Origin of the sequence: Pseudarthrobacter sp. NPDC055928 (assembly GCF_042270935.1) — a bacterium.
Taxonomy (GTDB): domain Bacteria; phylum Actinomycetota; class Actinomycetes; order Actinomycetales; family Micrococcaceae; genus Arthrobacter.
Genome location: NZ_JBHJZH010000004.1, coordinates 165,196 through 183,768, shown reverse-complemented (window position 1 = coordinate 183,768; position 18,573 = coordinate 165,196). Strand labels below are relative to the sequence as shown.

The window sequence follows — 18,573 nt, the reverse complement described above, 5'->3', positions numbered from 1 at the left end:
TGGAGACCATGACTCCCCCTCTTGACGCCACTGCTGCACGCGCCCGCCTCCTTGAACTCATTAAGGAGCTCGCCGTCGTCCGCGGCAAGGTGATCCTTTCCAGCGGAGCGGAGGCCGACTACTACATCGACCTGCGCCGCATCACTTTGCACCACGAAGCCTCCAAGTTAGTGGGCCAGGTCATGCTGGCACTGGCGGACGACGCCGGCATCGACTTCGAGTGCGCCGGCGGACTGACCATGGGTGCTGACCCCGTGGGCACCGCGGTGATGCACGCCGCGGTTGACGCCGGCCGGACGGTTGACGCCTTTGTGGTCCGTAAGGCGCAGAAGTCCTACGGGATGGGCCGCCAGGTCGAGGGCCCGTCCGTCGACGGGCGGAAAGTGCTGGTACTGGAGGACACGTCCACCACCGGCGGCTCGGCGCTCACCGCAGTTGAGGGCGTCCGCAAGGCCGGCGGCAACGTTGTGGCTGTGGCTGTCATCGTGGACCGCGACACCGGAGCCAAGGAAAAAATCGAAGCCGAGACCGGCGTGCCGTACCTTTTTGCCTTCGGCAAGGACGAACTGGGTCTTTCCTAGTTCTAATCCGGCCGGCACCCGCCTAAACTGGTGCCGGTTGGACTGGCGCTGGGGGTCGTCCTAGTATTTGCTCAACCCTCTTCTGCAGCTATTGGAGAACGCGCCATGCTCCCACCGGAACTCCCTTTGAACACCACCGAGCAGGTCCAGAACCTCATCCTGGACAGCGCGGATTTTGAGCAGTTCCTCAACGAGCTGGCAAGGTTCTCTGCCCACCAGGTGGCAGGGGACGGCGACGACGCCCTGTGCGGCATCACCCTGCTGCGCGACCGCAAGGCCGCAACCATCGGCTGGAGCAGCGACTCCGCCCGTGAAGTGGATGAAATCCAGTACTCACTGTCGCAGGGCCCGTGCCTGACTGCCGCCGAAGAGGAACGCGAAGTGAACGTCCCTGACCTGTTCGAGGAGGACCGCTGGGGCCCGGACTACGCCAATGCCGTGGCATCCCACGGGCTGCGTTCCGTCCTCTCCCTGCCGTTCAACCTCCAGGGCGAAGCAAAGGCAGCACTGAACCTCTATTCGGACGTACCGCACAAGTTCGACGAACGCGCGGCGGCCAAAGCAAGGGGCTATACGAGGGAAATTTCGCAGGCCTTGCGCCTCGCCGTCAGGTTTTCCCTGCACACCGACAGCGCCGCCAATCTGCGCGCAACCCTGGAATCCCGCACCATCATCGACATCGCCGTAGGGATCGTGATGGCCCAGAACCGCTGCAGCCAGGACGCGGCCGTCCACATCCTCACTGAGGCGTCCAGCAACAGCAACACCAAGCTGCGCGATATCGCCAAGTCCTTGGTGGATTCCGTCGGCGGGTCCGGCACGCGCACGCATTACCAGGAACCGGGACAAGCCCAGGCGGGCTAGGCCCGCATGGCTTGTGCCGGGGTGGCTGGAAGGATACGCTTGCCAAGGTTGAGCCGTCGGCCATAGACACCCTTATTTGGAGTACCTATGGACCGCAAATTACACGCCCTCGCTACGCGTGACGTTCTCACCGACACCGTCCGGATCGATATCCGGGGCAGCCTCAATGAGGAATCCCGCCCAGCACTTGTGCAGATGATCCGACGCGTTCGGGATATGGGTATCCCTTCACATGTCCACGTTGACCTCTCCAGGGCCGCCTTCGTGGAATCATCAGCATTAGCTGGCCTCCGGAGCGATCTCAACGCCATCGACGGGGCCACGCTTCCGGGCCTGGCCAGTGGCGGTGTTTCGCTGGTTCTCACTCAGTCCGCCGACGCGGCCCCGCTGGAGGATGGCGTCAACGAGCTGTCGCTGGCCATTACCGACGAGCTCACTGAGGGCTTCGCTGACGGCGGCCAAGGGGAGGCTCCCGCGCCCATCGACGCACTGTTCGGCCGGCCCTTAGCCGAGTATTCCGACGACGAACTCCTCGCCGCCAGTGATTCGATCTTTGCGCTTCTTGATGAGCCGGAAGCATTCGCCGGCTCGGACCTGCTGGCCCGCTACAACGAAATCGGTTGCGAGTTGTCGCGGCGGAACCCGTTCGGAGGCCTGTACGACCCAGCCAGGGAGGGCCAGGCCGCCAGCTGACGCCGGAGGCCTTGCCCCGGGAGTTGCAGCAGCGGCTTCCGCTGTGCGTACGGTAGAGATGTGCCGTACAGGGGGGAAGCAGATCCGCAAGGACAGCCTGAACAGCCGGGAACTGACCATGCCCGGCTGCTGGCCGACGCCGCCAGGCTTAGGGAATTCTCCCGGCGGGGATTCCTTTGGGGCGCAGGAGCCTCCGCCTTGCTGGCCGGGGATATGCTGCTCACCCGCCGGGTCCAGTTGGAGCGGCGGGTCAACCGGATCCTGGAGGTGCCGGACGACTTCGCCGACGCCTACTACCCGGATGCCAGCTGGTTCCTGTTCCCGGGCTATAAGACCAGCTGGGAAGAGGCACAGTGGATCCTCAACGCCCTCCGCGGGGCGCTGAACAAGCGCGGCAAGCTGGCCGCCGTCGGGTATTCAAACCAAGGGCTGGACATCGACGAACTGGTCATTGCAGTCATTGAGCACGTCCGGGCGAAAAAGCTCACCAAGCTGTTTTTTTACGGCCACAGCTTCGGCGGCATGGTGGCCACGCAGGTCGCTGCAAGGCTCCGTGAACTCCACGGTGTGGAAGTGGCGTTCATCCTGCTCGACTCCAGCCCGTACAGCAAGCACGACGTCCTGGACCAGAGCTGGTTCGACGGCGTGGTGTTCCTCTATGAGCGGGGTTTCCGCGTGCCCTCCGTGCTGCGCGGCGGCTACGAGCTGGGGGAGCGGGTGATCCACAAGGACGAACGGAGCTGGCGCCAGATCCTGGACCAGACGTGGGAACAGCTGTCCCCGATCGCGCCGTCCAGTGTGCTCATCCAGTCGGAGTCCGCCTACATCTACCACTTCGACGGACTCCGGTTCGTGGAGAAGCTGGGCGGGACGAAGATGGCCTATATCGGCAACCCCCGGGACCAGACTGTGCGTTACCAGACGGCACTGGAAGCCTGGCAAGCGGCCTTCCGCTCCAACATGGTCTCCACCAACCTCCAAACGGAGGGCGCCCGGCCGGCTCACGCCAGTCCGGGCTGGAACCCCGCCGTATACAGGGCCGTTGTGGAACAACTCATGAACGAGTTCTTCCCCCTGCCCGGCGGGGGATCCCGCGTGTCGGTCTTCTAGATCTGGTTCTTCAGCTCCGCCACGGAGGTCAGGACCTGGTTCGGCCTGAACGGGTAGGAGGCGATGTCTTCCCGCTGGGTGATTCCGGTCAGCACCAGGACCGTGTGCAGGCCCGCCTCCATGCCCGCGATGATGTCGGTGTCCATCCGGTCACCGATCATGGCAGTGGTCTCGGAATGGGCGTCGATCTGGTTCATCGCCGACCGGAACATCATGGGATTCGGCTTGCCCACGACGTACGGTTCCCGGCCGGTGGCCTTGGTAATGAGGGCGGCGATGGCACCTGTCGCGGGCATGGGGCCGTCCTTGGACGGGCCGGTGGCGTCAGGGTTGGTGGCGATAAAGCGTGCACCGGCCAGGATCAGGCGGATGGCCATGGTGATGGCTTCGAATGAGTACGTCCGGGTTTCGCCGAGCACCACAAAGTCCGGGTCCTGGTCGGTGAGGATGAAGCCGGCCTCGTGCAGCGCCGTCGTCAGTCCAGCCTCGCCGATGGTGTAGGCCCGGTTTCCGGACCCGGAGCCGCGTACCTGGTCCTTCAGGAACTGCGCGGTGGCCAGCGCAGACGTCCAGATGTTCTCCTCCGGAACCTCCAGCCCGGACGCGCGGAGCCGCGCGGCAAGGTCGCGGGGAGTGAAGATGGAGTTGTTGGTCAGCACCAGGAACCGCTTGGAGGTGTCAACCCAGCGCTGGATCAGTTCAGCCGCGCCGGGGACAGCCTGGTTTTCATGGACCAGGACGCCGTCCATGTCCGTCAGCCAGCACTCGATCTCCTGCCCGCTTCGGTAAACCGCGGGTGATCCCTTGACCTCGTCTGTTTTTGCCATGCTTTTCCTCCAACGCCGATGTGCCTTGTCCGGGCTACAGTCTGTCATTCTTCAGGCCACGGAACACGTGAGGCCTGGGAAATGACGACGGCGGGCGAACGCTTTGGCCGTCCGGCCCATCGGCTAGGCTCGTAGAGGCGCCACGGTGCCCAACAGCTGCGGATCGGGGGATGTCCGCGGCAGTTGTTGTGCCGGCCTGCGCCGGCAGGTCCCCGACGTCGGAAATCACCGGGCACCGCGGGAACCGCAGGATGCCTGCCAGCACCTGAAAGGGACCGCCTTGAGCAACAACTACAGCGCGCCACCACCACCGCCCAGGGACGCCGAGGACAACCCCCAGGCTCCGCAGCCCGGCCAGCAGCATTCCCACGGTCCGTACCCGGGCCAGCAGTACCCGGGCAACGAAGACACCCAGGCACGGTACCCGGGCCAGCAGTACCCGGGCCAATACGCGCAGCCGTCGGCTCCGCAGCCGCCCCACAGCAACAAAAAGGCGCTGTTCATCATTCTGGGAGCTGTTGCCGCGGTCGTGATCGTGGCCCTCGTAGCAGTGTTTGCCTGGGTGATCCCCACTTTCGCAAAGCCCCAGTCCCAGGACACCCCGCCTCCCGTGGCGACGTCCCAGGCCGCGGAGGAAAGCGCCGCGCCGGAGGAGTCGGCCACGCCGTCGGACTCTGCCACCGCTGATGATGTTCCGGCCGGAGCCATTCCGCTGCCGCCAGGCTGGGCCGACCTGAAGGGGCCGGCGACTGTTCCGGCCGAGGGCGACGCGCTCTTCAGCCGCTTTGTCACGGGGGAATCATCCTTCCAGTACCCCACGTCGTGGACCCTCGATGACACCTTCGGGATCACTACGGACCCCACCACCGGCACGCCCATGCAGCAAAAAGCGCAGGGCACGGAGGAACGGGACGGGGACGGCATCGCCCTGGCCTACGCCTTCTTTGCGGAGGCCGAAGAGGGCAAGTACGGCAAGGAGCCCGAAAAGGTCCAGGGCGCCATCAAGGAGATCGAGGCGAAGTTCAAGGCCATGCCCGCGGCCGAATTGCCGCAGCATCTGGTGGGCCACCGGTGCACCAACAATTTTGAAACCACAACGCCTGAAATCCGGGAGTTCCGCCGGACTGCCGCCGTCGTGATCGGCTTTACCTGCCTGAACGCCCGCGGAGAAACCATCCAGGCCGTCAATCTGTTCAGTGTCACCCCGTGGGGCACGCCGCAGATGGTGGGCGTCAGCGGCCACTCGACGTACTGGGAAGCGAACCCTGACCAGCTGGAGCTGATCGCCAACTCCTACCGCGCCAACCGCTGGAAACTCGAGGGCTGACCCCCGCTAGAGTTGAAGCGTGACTGACCATCCCCAGAACCCGCCGCTGCCCGTTCCACCGCCTGAGGAGGAATCCGGGCAAAAGGCGGAGGTCGGCGTCGGGCCCTGGGAGGGCGAGGCGCCGGCGGGGGACCATTGGGATCCCCTACTGCTGGCTGACGGCGACCGGCGGAACGTCGTGGACCAGTACCGCTACTGGAAGCACGACGCCATCGTGGCGGACCTGGATTCCAAGCGGCACAACTTCCACATCGCGATCGAAAACTGGCAACACGACCTCAACATCGGCACCGTGGTGCGGACCGCAAACGCGTTCCTCGCCAAGGAAGTGCACATCATCGGACGACGCCGGTGGAACAGGCGTGGAGCCATGGTCACCGATCGCTACCAGCACGTCCGCCACCATCCCACCGTGGAGGACTTCGTGACGTGGGCGCAGGGGGAGGGGCTGGCCATCATCGGCATCGACATCTTCCCTGATTCCGTGCCGCTGGAGACCTACGAGCTGCCCAAGGACTGCGTGCTGGTCTTTGGCCAGGAGGGCCCGGGGCTCACCCCGGAAGTTCACGATGCCGCGCTGGCAACCCTTTCCATCGAGCAGTTCGGCTCCACCCGCTCCATCAACGCGGCGTCCGCCGCAGCCATTGCGATGCACGCGTGGGTGCGCCGGCACGTGTTCAACCAGCACGTGTCCTAGCCCTCTGCCCCCTGCGGGAGTGTTACCGGTCCGCGAGACGAAACACGGCGCCACGGCAGAAATGGCTAGGATGGTTCCTAGCCGACGAGGTTCACTCCAGGGCCAACCAGCCCGTAGACGAAATTCACTTTAGGAGTCAGCATGCCCATTGCAACCCCAGAGATCTACTCCGAGATGATCGACCGCGCAAAGACGGGCGGCTTTGCATTCCCTGCCGTCAACGTCACCTCTTCGCAGACGCTGAACGCGGCCCTGCGCGGCTTCGCCGAGGCAGAGTCCGATGGCATTGTCCAGGTGTCCACCGGTGGCGCTGCCTACTGGTCCGGCGCCTCCACGAAGGACATGGTGGCCGGTTCGCTGGGCTTCGCCGCGTTCGCACGCGAAGTGGCCAAGAACTACAACGTCAACATCGCCCTGCACACGGACCACTGCCCCAAGGACAAGCTGGACGGCTTTGTCCTTCCGCTGCTGGCAGCTTCCGAGGCTGAGGTCAAGGCCGGCCGGAACCCGATCTTCAACTCCCACATGTGGGACGGTTCGCACGAGCCGCTCAACGAGAACCTGAGCACTGCCCGCGAACTGCTGGCGCGCACCGCTGCCGCGAAGATGATCCTGGAAGTTGAAATCGGCATCGTCGGCGGCGAGGAAGACGGCGTCGAAAACGCCATCAACGACAAGCTGTACACCACGGTCGAGGACGCCCTGGCCACTATCGAAGCCCTCGGTGCCGGGGAGAACGGCCGCTACATCACCGCCCTGACCTTCGGCAACGTCCACGGCGTGTACAAGCCCGGTGGCGTGAAGCTGCGCCCGGAGATCCTCAAGGACATCCAGGCCCAGGTCGGTGCCAAGATTGGCAAGGACAGCCCGTTCGACCTCGTGTTCCACGGTGGCTCCGGCTCATCTGACCAGGAGATCGCCGACGCCGTTTCCTATGGCGTGATCAAGATGAACATCGACACCGACACGCAGTACGCCTACACGCGTCCGGTGGTGGACCACATGTTCAAGAACTACGACGGCGTGCTGAAGGTCGACGGCGAAGTTGGCAACAAGAAGCTCTACGATCCCCGCGTCTGGGGCGCCTCCGCCGAAGCCGGCCTGGCTGCCCGCGTGGTCGAAGCAACCAAGCAGCTCGGCTCGGCCGGAAAGACGTTCTAGGAATGTCCGATGAGTTCCGCAAGAACCTGATGGGTCCTGAGCCCACGCTCCTGCCTGCCGAGACAGAGGTCTACGCACAGCTGGACGCGGGACAGGAAGCGCTGGACCTCGTGGCCAAGCACCCTACGTCGTCGCTGTTGTGGGCTGTACTGGCGGAGGAGGCGTGGGCCGAAGGGCGCACCATCGATTCGTACGCCTACTCCCGCGTGGGATACCACCGCGGGCTGGATTCGCTGCGCCGCAACGGCTGGCGCGGCGTGGGTCCGATCCCGTGGGAGCACGAGCCGAACCAGGGCTTCCTGCGTGCACTCTACTCGCTGGGACGGGCGTCTTCAGCCATAGGTGAGGCGGACGAGCCGGAACGGATCGAGAAGTTCCTGAACGACTCGGATCCGGCAGCGAAGGCTGCCATCGAAGGCAAATAACAAGCAGTTAATGTTCGACGGCGGGCGGTCACCTTTCAGAAGAAGGTGGCCGCCCGCCGTCGTACAGCCGGTTGGGAGCAGCGTGTGCCTAGGCTTTTGCCAGGCCCGTGCGTGCCATGGCGTCCGTGTAGGCCACGCGCATTTCCTCGAGGTACTGTTCCTGCCGTGCGGGCGTGCCGGCGAAGGCGCGGCCACTTAGGGAGCGGACCTTGTAGGTCTTAAGTCCGCGGCGCCAGATCATGGGAACCTCGGTCTTGAGCAGCAGGTTGGCCAGGCGGTTGGCTTCGGTTCCGTGTGCCACGATGACCGAGGCGCGGGGGACCAGGGCAAGGAATTTGAGCAGCGGCTTGAGCCCTGCGGAAATCTGGTCAGGGGTGAACTTGCCGTTGACCTCGCCGGGAGTGTGCCACGGGTGGACGTTCCACGGCATCACGAACTCCGGACGCAGGCCCAGCTTCCACTGGATCCCCAGCATGCGGGTGGCGGCGTCGTCGTCGCCGGCGGTGATAAAGCCGGACTTGTCCGCTTCCCCGATGTTCGAGTACAGGCTGATGATGCGGCACTCGTCTACATCGTGCATCGGATCAACGTAAGGGACTTCGGTGTGGGGCTTAACGCTCTGCAGGGAATCGCACAGCTCGTTGACGGCGGCAACGTTGGGTTCGTAACGGCGGCTCAGAAGCTGCTCACGGAAAGATTCAGGTGCCAGGGCTGTCATGTAGTGCTATGTCTCCTGCGGGGCTCGGTGCTGCTGCCAATCCGGAAAATGGGCGCACTGGAGCACGCCGCAGATCCGGGATGGTTAGAAATGTGTGTGGACCGATTCCTGGTCGGTCTCTATCAGTCTAGCAAGCCCTGCGAAACGAAACGCCGGTGGGTCCTCCGGCAAATAGTGCTGGGGGACCCACCGGCGGGGTATAAGCGATCTGGTGGTGTGTCCCTTCATGCCGGCGGCGCGCGCTGACAAGGGATAATCGGGCCCCATCGGCTAAACTTGGGTGGTAAGAGCCCCGGAACTCTTGCATTGCCAGGCCGCATGTCGGGATGGCAACGCTGGTCCATTCGGGGCATTCTCATGAACGGCGCCGCACCAGCCTGCCACTTCGGTGGACGGACCGGCCGGCCCGAACGAATGGGGGAGGATCCCATGCCAGCAATCGTGATCGTAGGAGCCCAATGGGGCGACGAAGGAAAAGGCAAGGCCACTGACCTTTTGGGCGGCCGGGTCGACTACGTCGTTAAGCCGAACGGCGGCAACAACGCCGGGCACACCGTCGTCGTAGGCGGTGAGAAGTATGAGCTCAAGCTCCTTCCTGCCGGCATCCTTAGCCCCAACGCGGTCCCGATCATCGGCAACGGCTGCGTGGTGAACCTTGAGGCCCTGTTCCAGGAAATCGACGGACTCCAGGCCCGCGGCGCGGACACCTCCAAGCTCCGCGTTTCGGCCAACGCACACCTCGTCGCTCCCTACCACCAGGTGCTGGACAAGGTGACCGAGCGTTTCCTTGGCAGCCGCGCTATTGGCACCACCGGCCGCGGCATCGGCCCCGCCTACATGGACAAGGTGGCCCGCCTGGGCATCCGTGTCCAGGACGTTTTTGACGAATCGATCCTCCGCCAGAAGGTGGAAGGGTCCCTGCGCCAGAAGAACGATCTCCTGGTCAAGATCTACAACCGCCGCTCCGTTGTAGTGGAGGAGATCGTGGAGTACTTCCTGTCCTTCGCCGAGCGCCTCCGCCCGCTGGTGATCGACAGCACGCTGGTCCTTAACAACGCCCTGGATGAGGGCAAGGTGGTCCTGATGGAGGGCGGCCAGGCAACCTTCCTGGACGTTGACCACGGCACCTACCCGTTCGTCACCTCCTCGAACCCCACGGCTGGTGGTGCTTCGGTGGGCTCCGGTATCGGACCCACCCGCATCTCCCGCTCCATCGGCATCATCAAGGCCTACACCACCCGCGTTGGTGCCGGCCCGTTCCCCACCGAATTGTTCGATGAGATGGGTATGTACCTGCAGAAGACCGGCGGTGAGTTCGGCGTCAACACTGGCCGCCCCCGCCGCTGCGGCTGGTACGACGCCGTCCTGGCGCGCCACGCCTCGCGCGTCAACGGCTTCACGGACTACTTCGTCACCAAACTGGACGTCCTGACCGGCATCGAACAGATCCCGGTGTGCGTGGCTTATGACGTCGACGGCGTCCGCCACGACGAAATGCCCATGACGCAGACGGAATTCCACCACGCCGTGCCCATCTTCGAGTACTTCGAGGGCTGGACCGAGGACATCACCGGCGCACGTACCCTGGCGGACCTGCCGGAGAACGCCCGCAACTACGTGCTGGCCCTGGAGAAGCTGTCCGGAACGCGGTTCTCGGCGATCGGTGTCGGCCCGGACCGGGACCAGACGATCGTGGTCAACGACCTCATCAACGACTAGCTTTTACTTAATTACGACGACGGCGGGTCACCCTTCGTTCCAATGGAACCTGGAGGGTGGCCCGCCGCTTTGTCTTGCGCAGCGGTCAACCGCCTGCCGGGCTGTAAACCTCAGCGCTCTTCGGGGCGCCCACGGAACCGCGGCGAATCAGGCTCGCGGTCAGGGGCGGGCTCTCAGGGGAGGGTTTCCTGCCCTCAATTTGCCGGATCAACGCGGTTGCCGCGGCTTTCCCCATGTCGTACACAGGCTGGGCAATGACTGTGAGCGGGGGAGTGGTCAGGCGGGTCCACGCAAAATCGTCATACATCAGCAGCGAAACATCCCCAGGGATGGAGAGGCCTGATTCCTGGATAGCCTCCACAACGCTCAAAGCGATGAGGCCGTCCGAGGCGATGATGGCCGTGGCTGCGTCCGGACCCGCAAGCAGGTCCTTGGTAATACTCCTGATGGATTCCGCACCGCCTGCGTTGAGCCGGACCAGGTCCACGGGCTGGGTCAGGCCCTCTTCTTCGAACGCACGACGGATGCCCTCCAGCCGGTCCGAGATTTGCGAGGAGTCCAACACCATTCCGGGCACGTAGGGCCCATCGGTCCTGACTGTCGAGACGAATGCGATGCGGCGGTGCCCTGCCTCGATGAGGTACTTCGTGGACTCGAAGGAGATAGCGGCCATGTCCACGGCAAAGGTTTCAGCGTCCAAGCCCTCAGCAGCGCGATCCAGCAGAACCAGCGGGCGGCCGGAGTCCCGCACCCGCTGCAAATGCTGGCTCTCCACTGACGAGGCCGGCGCCACGATCAGGCCGTCCACGCGCTTGTCCAACAGTACTTGGACGGCCTCGACCTCCGCAGCCCTCTCCTCGTCGGTGTTGATCAGGATGACGTTGTAGCCGCCCTTCTTTGCGGCGTCGGTGATGCCCCTCGTAGCCAGGCCGAAGTGGGGGTTTTCGATATCACCCACCACCACCCCTATGGTGTTCGATTTCCCCGTATTCATGCTCCGGGCAAGCTCGTTGGGGCGATAGGACAATTCCTCCGCGGCGGCCAGGACCCGCTCGCGGACATCATCGCTGACTGCCCCGTAGTTACCGAGTGCGCGTGCGGCCTGGGCTTTGGATACGTTGGCCGCTTTGGCGACGTCGGCGACGGTGATGTCCCGACGCCTTGAACCAGTGGTGCTCATTGAGGCCTTTCGGAAGGGGGCTTGACGGCCCGTGTGGCTTGGGTTACATTTTTTACAACCCACTGTGAGTCCGGTCTCAATCGTAGCCGGTGAGACCGGACTCAGCAAGGGAATTACCCAAAGGCCTTAAGCCTCCTTCTGATTGGACAACTGCTGTGACTAAAGGACTGAACTACCGCCGCGGGGGGATCGTTGCCGCCGCCGTTGCGGCCCTCTTTGCATTTTCGGGCTGCGCCGGATCAACCCCGGCCTCCACAAGCCCGAGCGAAGAAAACCCCTACGGGCTGATTCAGCCCGGCACTATCCGGGTCGCCAGCCTGGGCGACTCGAAGCCGTACACCTTCGCCGACGCAAGCGGGAACTTCACCGGCTTTGACGTTGAACTCTTCAAGGATGTGGCTCACCGGGCAGGCGTTGACAATGTGGTCTTCACCGGTCAGGACTTCTCCGGCCTGCTTGCCGCGGTCGCCAACGGCCAGTTCGACGTTGGTGTGGCTGCTATTGGCATCACTGACAAGCGCAAGGAAACTGTCGATTTCTCTGACGGCTACCTCGCCGGTTACCTGACCGTCATCACCACCAAGGACTCCGGCATCAAAGATGCAGATGGCCTCGCTGGAAAGCGGCTCGGGGTAGTACAGGGAACACTCCAGGAAGCCTACGCAGTGAAGAACTTCACCTCCGCCAGCCTGGTTCGCTTCCCGGACAACAACACCGCCATCGCCGCCGTGAACAGCGGAACGGTGGACGCCCACTTCCTGGACTACGAGGCCGCAAAGGCTTACCAGGAGCAGCACGGCCTGGTCAGCGCCGCGGACATCCCCTCCTTCGACGCTCCGGCCGGTTTTGCCATCGCGAAGGACAAGCCGGCCTTCAAGGAGGCACTGAACGAGGGACTCGCAGAAGCTATGGAGGACGGCACCTGGAAGAAGCTTTACCAGAAGTGGTTCCCGGGATCTCCGATGCCCGAGCAGTACCTGCCCAAAGCAGAACAGACTGCTACTCCTGCCCCGAGCAAGTAGCCACAACACGCTGGCCGGACCGCCGGACTCATGGTCCGGCCGCCACCCACCGGGCGGACCGTAGTTCGCGGTCCGCCCGGGACTCACAAGCTAACTACGTCTGAGAGCAACCATGGACTGGCTTAACACCATCATCCGCACGTTTTTCGACTTCGGCGCAATGGCCGAAGTCCTGCCCCAACTCCTCGGTGTGGGGCTACTCAACACGCTCATCATCTCCATCGCCGCCACCGTCATCGGGCTGGTCCTTGGAATGATCGTCGCAGTCATGGGCATCTCACCGTCCAAATGGCTCCGGATCCCAGCCCGGATATATACGGATCTCTTCCGCGGCCTTCCGGCAATCCTTACAATCCTGCTGATCGGTCAGGGCTTCGCACGCTTCAGCCAGTCAATCTTTGGTCCTTCGCCGTACCCACTGGGAATCATTGCCTTGAGCCTGATCGCCAGCGCGTACATCGGCGAAATCTTCCGCGCCGGGATCCAAAGTGTGGACAAGGGCCAAGGTGAGGCCTGCCGCGCGCTGGGCATGAGTTACGCAAAGTCCATGGCGTTGGTAGTAGTTCCGCAGGGCATCCGACGTGTCCTGCCTGCCCTCGTAAACCAATTCATCGCCATCGTCAAGGATTCGTCCCTCGTCTACTTCCTGGGCTTACTTGTCAGCGAACGTGAGCTCTTCCGCGTGGGCCAGGACGCCGCCGTGTTGTCCGGAAACCTTTCCCCGCTGGTCCTGGCCGGCATCTTCTACCTTGTGATTACGGTCCCGCTGACACACCTGGTCAATTACTTCGACAACAGGTTCAGGACCGGTCGCCGCCGCCCGGCTGCCCCCAGCAGCGGCTTGAAAGAAGTCAAAGAACTCGACGCGGCCTCGCCGCTGATCACCGGGAGCAACACATGAGCCTCGCATCCAACACCGCAAACCCTGCCGCGTCCTCGAGCCACACCTTTCACGGCTCCAGCCTTGAACTGAAGAGCCTCACAATGGCCTACGGGGACATCGAAGTGCTCCGCAACGTCAGCCTCACCGTGGCCCCCGGTACCACAACGTGCATCATCGGGCCGTCCGGTTCGGGCAAGTCGACCCTGCTCCGCGGCGTCAACCGGCTCCACGAACCAAAGAGCGGCGACGTGCTTCTGGCCGGCGAAAGCGCCCTTAAGGTCAAACCGGACCTGCTGCGCGCCCGCATTGGCATGGTTTTCCAGCATTTCAACCTCTTCCCGGACCACACTGCCCTCGAAAACGTGGCCTTGGCCCTGTGGAGTGTCAAGGGAATGTCCAAGGCCGACGCGAGGGAGCGGGCCCGCCGCAGCCTCGCCGAAGTGGGTCTTGCTGAGCGGGCCGATCACCGCCCACGGGACCTCTCCGGCGGCCAGCAGCAGCGCGTCGCCATCGCGCGGGCCCTTGCCATGGAACCTGAGGTGATGCTGTTCGACGAAGCCACCAGCGCACTGGACCCTGAGCTGGTCAAGGGCGTGCTGAATCTCATGGCCGGGCTCGGAAAACGGGGCATGACCATGCTGGTGGTCACCCACGAGATGGGTTTCGCCCGAAAGGTGGCCGACCAAGTGGTCTTCATGGACGAAGGCGAAGTGGTGGAGGTTGGCACGCCGGCCGAACTTTTCGACAACCCACGCAGCGAACGACTGCAGCGGTTCCTTTCGGAAGTCCTGTGATGGGTAAGGTAACCGCGGCCCCACTCCGGACCGCCGTCGTTGGTTTCGGTGTCTCCGGCAAGATCTTCCACGCGCCGTTGATCGCCGCGGACCCGAAATACTCGCTGGACGTCATCGTGACGGCAAACCCGGCGCGTGCCGCCGAGGCCGCCCGGCTCTACCCGCAGGCACGAATCGTGCCCTCCCCGGAGGCGCTGTTCTCCCAGGCTTGGGACCTGGATTTGGTGGTGCTCGGCACGCCGCCGCTCACGCACCTGGAACTGGGCGCCACGGCCATCGCTTGTGGACTCAACGTTGTTGTGGACAAGCCTTTCGTCATCACAGTCGCCCACGGTGAGGAGCTAATTGCCAGGGCGTCCGACGCCGGTGTGCAGTTGACGGTTTTCCAGAACCGCCGGTGGGACGCTGACTTCTTGACGCTCCGGAAGTTGCTGCAGGAAGGAGCCCTCGGGGAGGTGCACACCTTCGAGTCACGCTTTGAATGGTGGCGGCCGGAGGGCTTCGGTAACTGGCGTGATTCATCCACGTTGGCCGAGGGCGGCGGAATCCTCCATGACCTCGGCGCCCACCTGATCGACCAAGCCATCCAACTCTTTGGGCCCGTGGAGGTGAGCTACGGGGAGACGGCGAACAACGGCCACTGTCCGCATGCTGCCGATACCGAGGCCTTCGTGTCGCTACTGCATGAATCGGGCGTCAGGTCCCGTCTGTGGATGAACGGCCTGGCCGCCCAGTCAGGACCCCGGTTTCATCTCCTCGGTTCGAAGGCCGGTTACACGAAGTGGGGCTTGGACAGCCAGGAACCGGCGCTCGCAGCCGGCATCACGCCGTCGGATCCTGCCTATGGCGTGGATCCCCAGGAGTCTTGGGGGCTTCTGGGAGTGGACGGCACAGCCGTCCCCGTTCCGGCGGAAAAGGGTCATTATCCGCGCTTCTATACCGAACTCGCAGCTTCCCTTCGGGGCGAAGGGCAAACTCCCGTGAACCCCGCCGAAGTGCTGGAAACCCTCAAAATCATCGAAAGTATTCACGCCTTCGCGTAAGCAAGGCGCGTCGCAAGCATCCGGAAACTAAAGAAAGGGAGAACTATGTCCTCCAGCGCTACCAAGCAGGTCGCCATCATCGGGGGCGGCATCATGGGCGTCTCCACCGCCGTCCACCTTCTCCGCCAAGGCGCCTCCGTGACGCTGTTGACTGAGCAAGGTCTGGCCAGTGAAGCCACGGGCCGGTCACTTTCATGGCTCAACTCAGCCGGCGAGCGTTCCACCCCCTATCACCAGCTGCGCGTTGCCGGCGTGGACAGGTACCGGACACTCTTCGCCGCCGACCCCCGCCGAGACTGGCTCCAGTTCGGCGGAGGACTTATGTGGAACGCCGCCGGGCAGGTCGAGGTCACGGAAGCCCGCCACGCCTACGAGCAGTCAATCGGCTACGATTCCAAGCTGCTCGCGCCTGGGGAGATCGAGACGGTCACCCCTGGCATCGACGCCAGCGCTGTTCCGGAGAAGGCAATCTTCAACCCCGGTGAGGGCTGGGTGAGCCTGCCGGACCTGGTGAACTTCCTGATGGAGGAATTCCACGCCCTTGGCGGCCAGCTAGTGCTCAATGCGGGCAAAGCCTCGGTGATGGTCGACGGCGGCCGGGCCACCGGCGTCGAAACTGCTGCCGGTGAGACGTACGGAGCAGACGCGGTTCTGGTTGCCTGCGGTGCCGCGACACCCGCCGTCGTGAAACCCCTCGGCGTAGAGATTCCCAACGGCTCCCCGGTCTCCATGCTCGTAATCACCAAGCCGGTGGAACACCAGGTAACAACGGTGATGAACACACCGCGGGCGGCCGTGCGTCCCAACCCGGGCAACACCTTCGCCCTGGATCATGACTGGTACGAAGACCGCATCACCGAGCATGCCGACGGCTCCTTCAGCATCCCGGACGAAGTGGTGCAGGAACTTGCTGACGAATCATCCAAACTGATCGCCGGCAATCCCGAACTCAAGCCCGCGTCCTGGAAGATCGGTTACAAGCCCATCCCGGGCGACGGCGAACCCGTCTTTGGCGAACTTGGCCAGGTGCCCGGCTGCTTCGTCGCCTTCACGCACTCAGGTGCCACACTGGGGCTTATCGCAGGCGAACTGCTCGCCTGGGAAATCATGACGGGAAACAAGCACCCGATGCTGGCCACGTTCCGTCCTGGCAGGTTCTCCCAGCGCTGACGCGTCAGGGGTACGACGGCGGCGGGTCACCCTTGGTTCCAATGGAACCTGGGGGTGGCCCGCCGCTTTGTCTTGCCCGGAGTTGAACGCAATTTACAAAGGGTTAACCCGGCCGGTCTTGTGAGGCTGCCGACACTGCCGAGAGACTTGATGTACAAGCTGAACAGATCAACAGATCGTTCGACCATACCCGTGGGAGCCCCTCGCAGCGATGCGTCCGGACGTTCGGTGGCGAAGACGTTGCCGGGCCGAACCCCACAAACCGGAAGGATTCACCATGGCCGGGAAGTTCGAAGTTTTCTTGGATTCAGAGTCACGATTCAGGTTCCGCCTCAAGGCGCCGGACGGTGCTGTGATGGCTGTGTCCGAAGCTTTTGAGGATAAGGCCGCAGTCGCCGCCGGGATTGCCGCCGTGCGCGAGTGCGCCGGAACCGGGTTGGTGACCGATCTCTGTTCGGCCACCAACGTTGTCCAGGCGGTCCCCGGGGTGGTCCCTGCCAAGGTCCAGCCGAACTGTGATGACCAGCGCGTGCCCGCAAACCGGGTGCACTCCTTCGTCAATGCCAAGGGATCGTACCGGCCGGCAACTTCGCCGCATTGGACCGGAGCAGCCTAGGGAACCGATGGCACGAAAGACACAAAAATGTTTTGTGCCAGCGCGTAACCTTTGCAGGGCCTGCAGCGATTACCTTTATGAAGCGCCGGGCTGGAACCTGTCCCCCATCATGTTCCAGCCCGGCTCTTTTCTGCTTCGGCAGGTCGAACGGGTGGCAAGCTGGCGATACCGAGGATGGACACACAGTCTCGGCGGCCTGGGTTACTGCGGGGTAAAGTTAGTCGGGCAAGGGCATTCTGCGAAAGCGTCACACGCCCTAGACTGAGCAAGCAAAGTCCCCTCCACCGAAAGCCTACGTCCGTGACCGATGCGCTGACTGACGACGTGTTGCGGGCTAATGCCCGCGATTCGGAATTCTTCAGCCTCGTGTACCGAACTTATGCGTCACAGGTCCTGGGCTATCTCACAGCCCGCGGTGTTGAAGATCCGGAGGCTGTTATGCAGGACGTCTTCCTCGCGGTCCTTCCCCGGCTGGAGACCGTCAGCGGCGGTGTGCAAGGCTTGCGCACGTTCATCTTCTCCGTAGCCCACGCCCGGATGGTGGACGACCACCGTCGGCAAAGCCGCGCCCCCGCAAAGCTGCCGTTCGATGCCGAACTGGACCTGCGCGAGGAATCATCTGCTGAGGCCGAAGCCCTCGAAAGGGTCTCGCCGTCGGAAGTCCTGGGCCTCCTGCAGGGCCTGCTTGATGAGCAGAAAGAGGTTCTTACGCTGCGCATCATTGGCGGCCTGACAGTCGACCAGGTCGCTGCTGTCATGGGGAAGAGCCCGGGGGCCGTTAAACAGCTCCAGCGAAGGGCCTTGAACAGGCTCCGCGAGGAAACCTCAGTGAAAGAATACGTGGCGCCATGACTTCTCAAGCCAGCCGTCTGCTGGACACCGTGGATGAAATGCTCCTCGACGCCGGCCAGGCGCAGGACACCAACCTGCGTGCCGCGCTGTTGTCCCTGGGAAGCCTCGCTTCCATGCCGGCTCCTCCTCCCAACGCACAGCTTGCCGCCCTGTTGGGCTCCCGTCCGGATGAGCTGTCCTGGCGTCGCAGGCTGCGCCGGCACCGGACCACGATCGTCAGCCTGGCCGTTGTTGCCGGGATGGGACTCGGCGTCACGGGGGTGGCCGCCAGTGCGTCCGGGCCCGCGGAGAAGTCCAGCGTGTCCGTCCAGCACCTCCTGGAGGATTGGGCGCCCTCGTGGAGCCTGCCGGAACTTCCCTTGGCCGCCCCCGGCGCTGGGCTCGTCACGAAACCGGAACTGGAACCGGAACAGACGGCGCCGGCAGGTCAGGACGCCGCGGCGGATTCCGGTGGGCCCGGCAGACACCAGGAGTCCCCGGCGAGCAATGTTCCGGACCAGGCGGCCGTTCCAGGCAAGTCTCCTGGGGCGCCTGGAAAAACAGGCTCAGCCGACGGCGGCGCTGACGCCCGCCATAAGCCTGCTACCGCAGCGGCAGGCACGGAATCGTCAGGCACGGAGTCGGCAGCCACCGAGCCAAAGGTTCCGGGGCAACCTGGGACCCTGCCGGACGCTACTGAAGCCGCGGCCACCACTGAGGAAGCTGCCCGGCAGGCGCTGGAGAAATCAGCGAAGCTAATGTCCGGCGTCGTACCCGAAAAGGCCGTGGCCGGAGGGCCGGGCGAGGAATCGGCGAGGAAGTCGGGGATCCCCACGAAGGCGGACCCCGGCGCCAAGTGGCTGAAGAAGTTCAACCGCTAGCCCCCACGCTGCGTGGCCGAGTCCGTCATTC

The 18,573-nt window shown here is 63.8% G+C and carries 20 protein-coding genes; 17 read left to right on the top strand and 3 right to left on the bottom strand.

What is annotated here, in order from left to right; all coding sequences use genetic code 11:
- The first annotated feature begins 8 nt into the window (after positions 1–8).
- The 4 genes from pyrE (at position 9) to ACFC25_RS07625 (ending at position 3,248) form a co-directional block, all read left to right on the top strand.
- The gene (gene pyrE / locus ACFC25_RS07640) at positions 9–581 is read left to right on the top strand and encodes an orotate phosphoribosyltransferase (RefSeq protein ID WP_337347000.1); all 573 of its coding nucleotides are present in this window, start codon (positions 9–11) and stop codon (positions 579–581) included.
- 105 nt (positions 582–686) lie between these two features.
- Positions 687–1,445 (top strand): GAF and ANTAR domain-containing protein, encoded by a 759-nt coding sequence (locus tag ACFC25_RS07635; protein ID WP_337346999.1) that lies wholly within the window; start codon positions 687–689, stop codon positions 1,443–1,445.
- Between the two features lie 87 nt (positions 1,446–1,532).
- Entirely contained in the window at positions 1,533–2,138 is a 606-nt protein-coding gene (locus ACFC25_RS07630) for a hypothetical protein (RefSeq protein ID WP_376044665.1), read from the top strand.
- Between the two features lie 60 nt (positions 2,139–2,198).
- The gene (locus tag ACFC25_RS07625; RefSeq protein ID WP_337346997.1) at positions 2,199–3,248 is read left to right on the top strand and encodes a thioesterase domain-containing protein; all 1,050 of its coding nucleotides are present in this window, start codon (positions 2,199–2,201) and stop codon (positions 3,246–3,248) included.
- Here the strand turns inward: ACFC25_RS07625 and ACFC25_RS07620 are convergent.
- On the bottom strand, positions 3,245–4,075 hold the full coding sequence (locus tag ACFC25_RS07620) for an HAD-IIA family hydrolase (protein ID WP_337346996.1): 831 nt from the start codon (positions 4,073–4,075) through the stop codon (positions 3,245–3,247). The genes ACFC25_RS07625 and ACFC25_RS07620 overlap by 4 nt on opposite strands.
- A 280-nt stretch (positions 4,076–4,355) precedes the next feature.
- On the opposite strand from ACFC25_RS07620, the gene ACFC25_RS07615 reads away from it, so the two are divergent.
- The 4 genes from ACFC25_RS07615 to ACFC25_RS07600 all read left to right on the top strand — a co-directional run bounded on the left by ACFC25_RS07615 (position 4,356) and on the right by ACFC25_RS07600 (position 7,685).
- Positions 4,356–5,402 (top strand): hypothetical protein, encoded by a 1,047-nt coding sequence (locus ACFC25_RS07615; RefSeq protein ID WP_376044664.1) that lies wholly within the window; start codon positions 4,356–4,358, stop codon positions 5,400–5,402.
- Between the two features lie 19 nt (positions 5,403–5,421).
- The gene (locus tag ACFC25_RS07610) at positions 5,422–6,099 is read left to right on the top strand and encodes a TrmH family RNA methyltransferase (protein ID WP_376044663.1); all 678 of its coding nucleotides are present in this window, start codon (positions 5,422–5,424) and stop codon (positions 6,097–6,099) included.
- Positions 6,100–6,240: 141 nt separating this feature from the next.
- Positions 6,241–7,260, top strand: a complete 1,020-nt coding sequence (fbaA, locus tag ACFC25_RS07605) for a class II fructose-bisphosphate aldolase (protein ID WP_337346994.1) — start codon at positions 6,241–6,243, stop codon at positions 7,258–7,260.
- A 2-nt stretch (positions 7,261–7,262) separates the two neighbouring features.
- The gene (locus ACFC25_RS07600; protein WP_337346993.1) at positions 7,263–7,685 is read left to right on the top strand and encodes a DUF3151 domain-containing protein; all 423 of its coding nucleotides are present in this window, start codon (positions 7,263–7,265) and stop codon (positions 7,683–7,685) included.
- 88 nt (positions 7,686–7,773) lie between these two features.
- Here ACFC25_RS07600 and ACFC25_RS07595 read toward each other — a convergent pair whose 3' ends face one another.
- Entirely contained in the window at positions 7,774–8,403 is a 630-nt protein-coding gene (locus ACFC25_RS07595) for a uracil-DNA glycosylase (RefSeq protein WP_337346992.1), read from the bottom strand.
- A 429-nt stretch (positions 8,404–8,832) separates the two neighbouring features.
- On the opposite strand from ACFC25_RS07595, the gene ACFC25_RS07590 reads away from it, so the two are divergent.
- Positions 8,833–10,122: an adenylosuccinate synthase gene (locus ACFC25_RS07590; protein ID WP_337346991.1), complete on the top strand. Its 1,290-nt coding sequence runs from the start codon at positions 8,833–8,835 to the stop codon at positions 10,120–10,122.
- 85 nt (positions 10,123–10,207) lie between these two features.
- Here the strand turns inward: ACFC25_RS07590 and ACFC25_RS07585 are convergent, their stop codons facing one another.
- On the bottom strand, positions 10,208–11,302 hold the full coding sequence (locus tag ACFC25_RS07585) for a LacI family DNA-binding transcriptional regulator (protein ID WP_376044662.1): 1,095 nt from the start codon (positions 11,300–11,302) through the stop codon (positions 10,208–10,210).
- A 155-nt stretch (positions 11,303–11,457) separates the two neighbouring features.
- On the opposite strand from ACFC25_RS07585, the gene ACFC25_RS07580 reads away from it, so the two are divergent.
- The 8 genes from ACFC25_RS07580 (at position 11,458) to ACFC25_RS07545 (ending at position 18,542) form a co-directional block, all read left to right on the top strand.
- Positions 11,458–12,324, top strand: coding sequence for an ABC transporter substrate-binding protein (locus tag ACFC25_RS07580; RefSeq protein WP_376044661.1), 867 nt, complete (start codon positions 11,458–11,460; stop codon positions 12,322–12,324).
- Between the two features lie 112 nt (positions 12,325–12,436).
- Positions 12,437–13,225, top strand: a complete 789-nt coding sequence (locus ACFC25_RS07575) for an amino acid ABC transporter permease (protein ID WP_337346988.1) — start codon at positions 12,437–12,439, stop codon at positions 13,223–13,225.
- Complete coding sequence (locus ACFC25_RS07570) at positions 13,222–14,001, top strand: amino acid ABC transporter ATP-binding protein (RefSeq protein ID WP_376044660.1); 780 nt, start codon at positions 13,222–13,224, stop codon at positions 13,999–14,001. Before ACFC25_RS07575 ends, ACFC25_RS07570 begins: the two co-directional genes overlap by 4 nt.
- Entirely contained in the window at positions 14,001–15,044 is a 1,044-nt protein-coding gene (locus ACFC25_RS07565; RefSeq protein ID WP_376044659.1) for a Gfo/Idh/MocA family oxidoreductase, read from the top strand. Before ACFC25_RS07570 ends, ACFC25_RS07565 begins: the two co-directional genes overlap by 1 nt.
- Positions 15,045–15,089: 45 nt before the next feature.
- Positions 15,090–16,214: an FAD-binding oxidoreductase gene (locus ACFC25_RS07560; protein WP_337346985.1), complete on the top strand. Its 1,125-nt coding sequence runs from the start codon at positions 15,090–15,092 to the stop codon at positions 16,212–16,214.
- 277 nt (positions 16,215–16,491) lie between these two features.
- Positions 16,492–16,830 carry a YegP family protein gene (locus tag ACFC25_RS07555; protein ID WP_376044658.1) on the top strand — a complete coding sequence of 113 codons (339 nt, stop codon included), beginning with the start codon at positions 16,492–16,494 and terminating at the stop codon, positions 16,828–16,830.
- Positions 16,831–17,130: 300 nt separating this feature from the next.
- Positions 17,131–17,682 carry a sigma-70 family RNA polymerase sigma factor gene (locus tag ACFC25_RS07550; protein ID WP_337346983.1) on the top strand — a complete coding sequence of 184 codons (552 nt, stop codon included), beginning with the start codon at positions 17,131–17,133 and terminating at the stop codon, positions 17,680–17,682.
- Positions 17,679–18,542, top strand: coding sequence for a hypothetical protein (locus ACFC25_RS07545; protein ID WP_376044657.1), 864 nt, complete (start codon positions 17,679–17,681; stop codon positions 18,540–18,542). The genes ACFC25_RS07550 and ACFC25_RS07545 overlap by 4 nt, the downstream gene beginning before the upstream one ends.
- Positions 18,543–18,573: the final 31 nt, after the last annotated feature.

Bases quoted from the DNA above. Each gene is read 5' to 3' on its own strand.
- pyrE (WP_337347000.1), top strand. From the start codon at position 9: ATGACTCCCCCTCTTGACGCCACTGCTGCACGCGCCCGCCTCCTTGAA.
- ACFC25_RS07635 (WP_337346999.1), top strand. From the start codon at position 687: ATGCTCCCACCGGAACTCCCTTTGAACACCACCGAGCAGGTCCAGAAC.
- ACFC25_RS07630 (WP_376044665.1), top strand. From the start codon at position 1,533: ATGGACCGCAAATTACACGCCCTCGCTACGCGTGACGTTCTCACCGAC.
- ACFC25_RS07620 (WP_337346996.1), bottom strand. From the start codon at position 4,075: ATGGCAAAAACAGACGAGGTCAAGGGATCACCCGCGGTTTACCGAAGC.
- fbaA (WP_337346994.1), top strand. From the start codon at position 6,241: ATGCCCATTGCAACCCCAGAGATCTACTCCGAGATGATCGACCGCGCA.
- ACFC25_RS07600 (WP_337346993.1), top strand. From the start codon at position 7,263: ATGTCCGATGAGTTCCGCAAGAACCTGATGGGTCCTGAGCCCACGCTC.
- ACFC25_RS07595 (WP_337346992.1), bottom strand. From the start codon at position 8,403: ATGACAGCCCTGGCACCTGAATCTTTCCGTGAGCAGCTTCTGAGCCGC.
- ACFC25_RS07590 (WP_337346991.1), top strand. From the start codon at position 8,833: ATGCCAGCAATCGTGATCGTAGGAGCCCAATGGGGCGACGAAGGAAAA.
- ACFC25_RS07585 (WP_376044662.1), bottom strand. From the start codon at position 11,302: ATGAGCACCACTGGTTCAAGGCGTCGGGACATCACCGTCGCCGACGTC.
- ACFC25_RS07575 (WP_337346988.1), top strand. From the start codon at position 12,437: ATGGACTGGCTTAACACCATCATCCGCACGTTTTTCGACTTCGGCGCA.
- ACFC25_RS07570 (WP_376044660.1), top strand. From the start codon at position 13,222: ATGAGCCTCGCATCCAACACCGCAAACCCTGCCGCGTCCTCGAGCCAC.
- ACFC25_RS07565 (WP_376044659.1), top strand. From the start codon at position 14,001: ATGGGTAAGGTAACCGCGGCCCCACTCCGGACCGCCGTCGTTGGTTTC.
- ACFC25_RS07560 (WP_337346985.1), top strand. From the start codon at position 15,090: ATGTCCTCCAGCGCTACCAAGCAGGTCGCCATCATCGGGGGCGGCATC.
- ACFC25_RS07555 (WP_376044658.1), top strand. From the start codon at position 16,492: ATGGCCGGGAAGTTCGAAGTTTTCTTGGATTCAGAGTCACGATTCAGG.
- ACFC25_RS07545 (WP_376044657.1), top strand. From the start codon at position 17,679: ATGACTTCTCAAGCCAGCCGTCTGCTGGACACCGTGGATGAAATGCTC.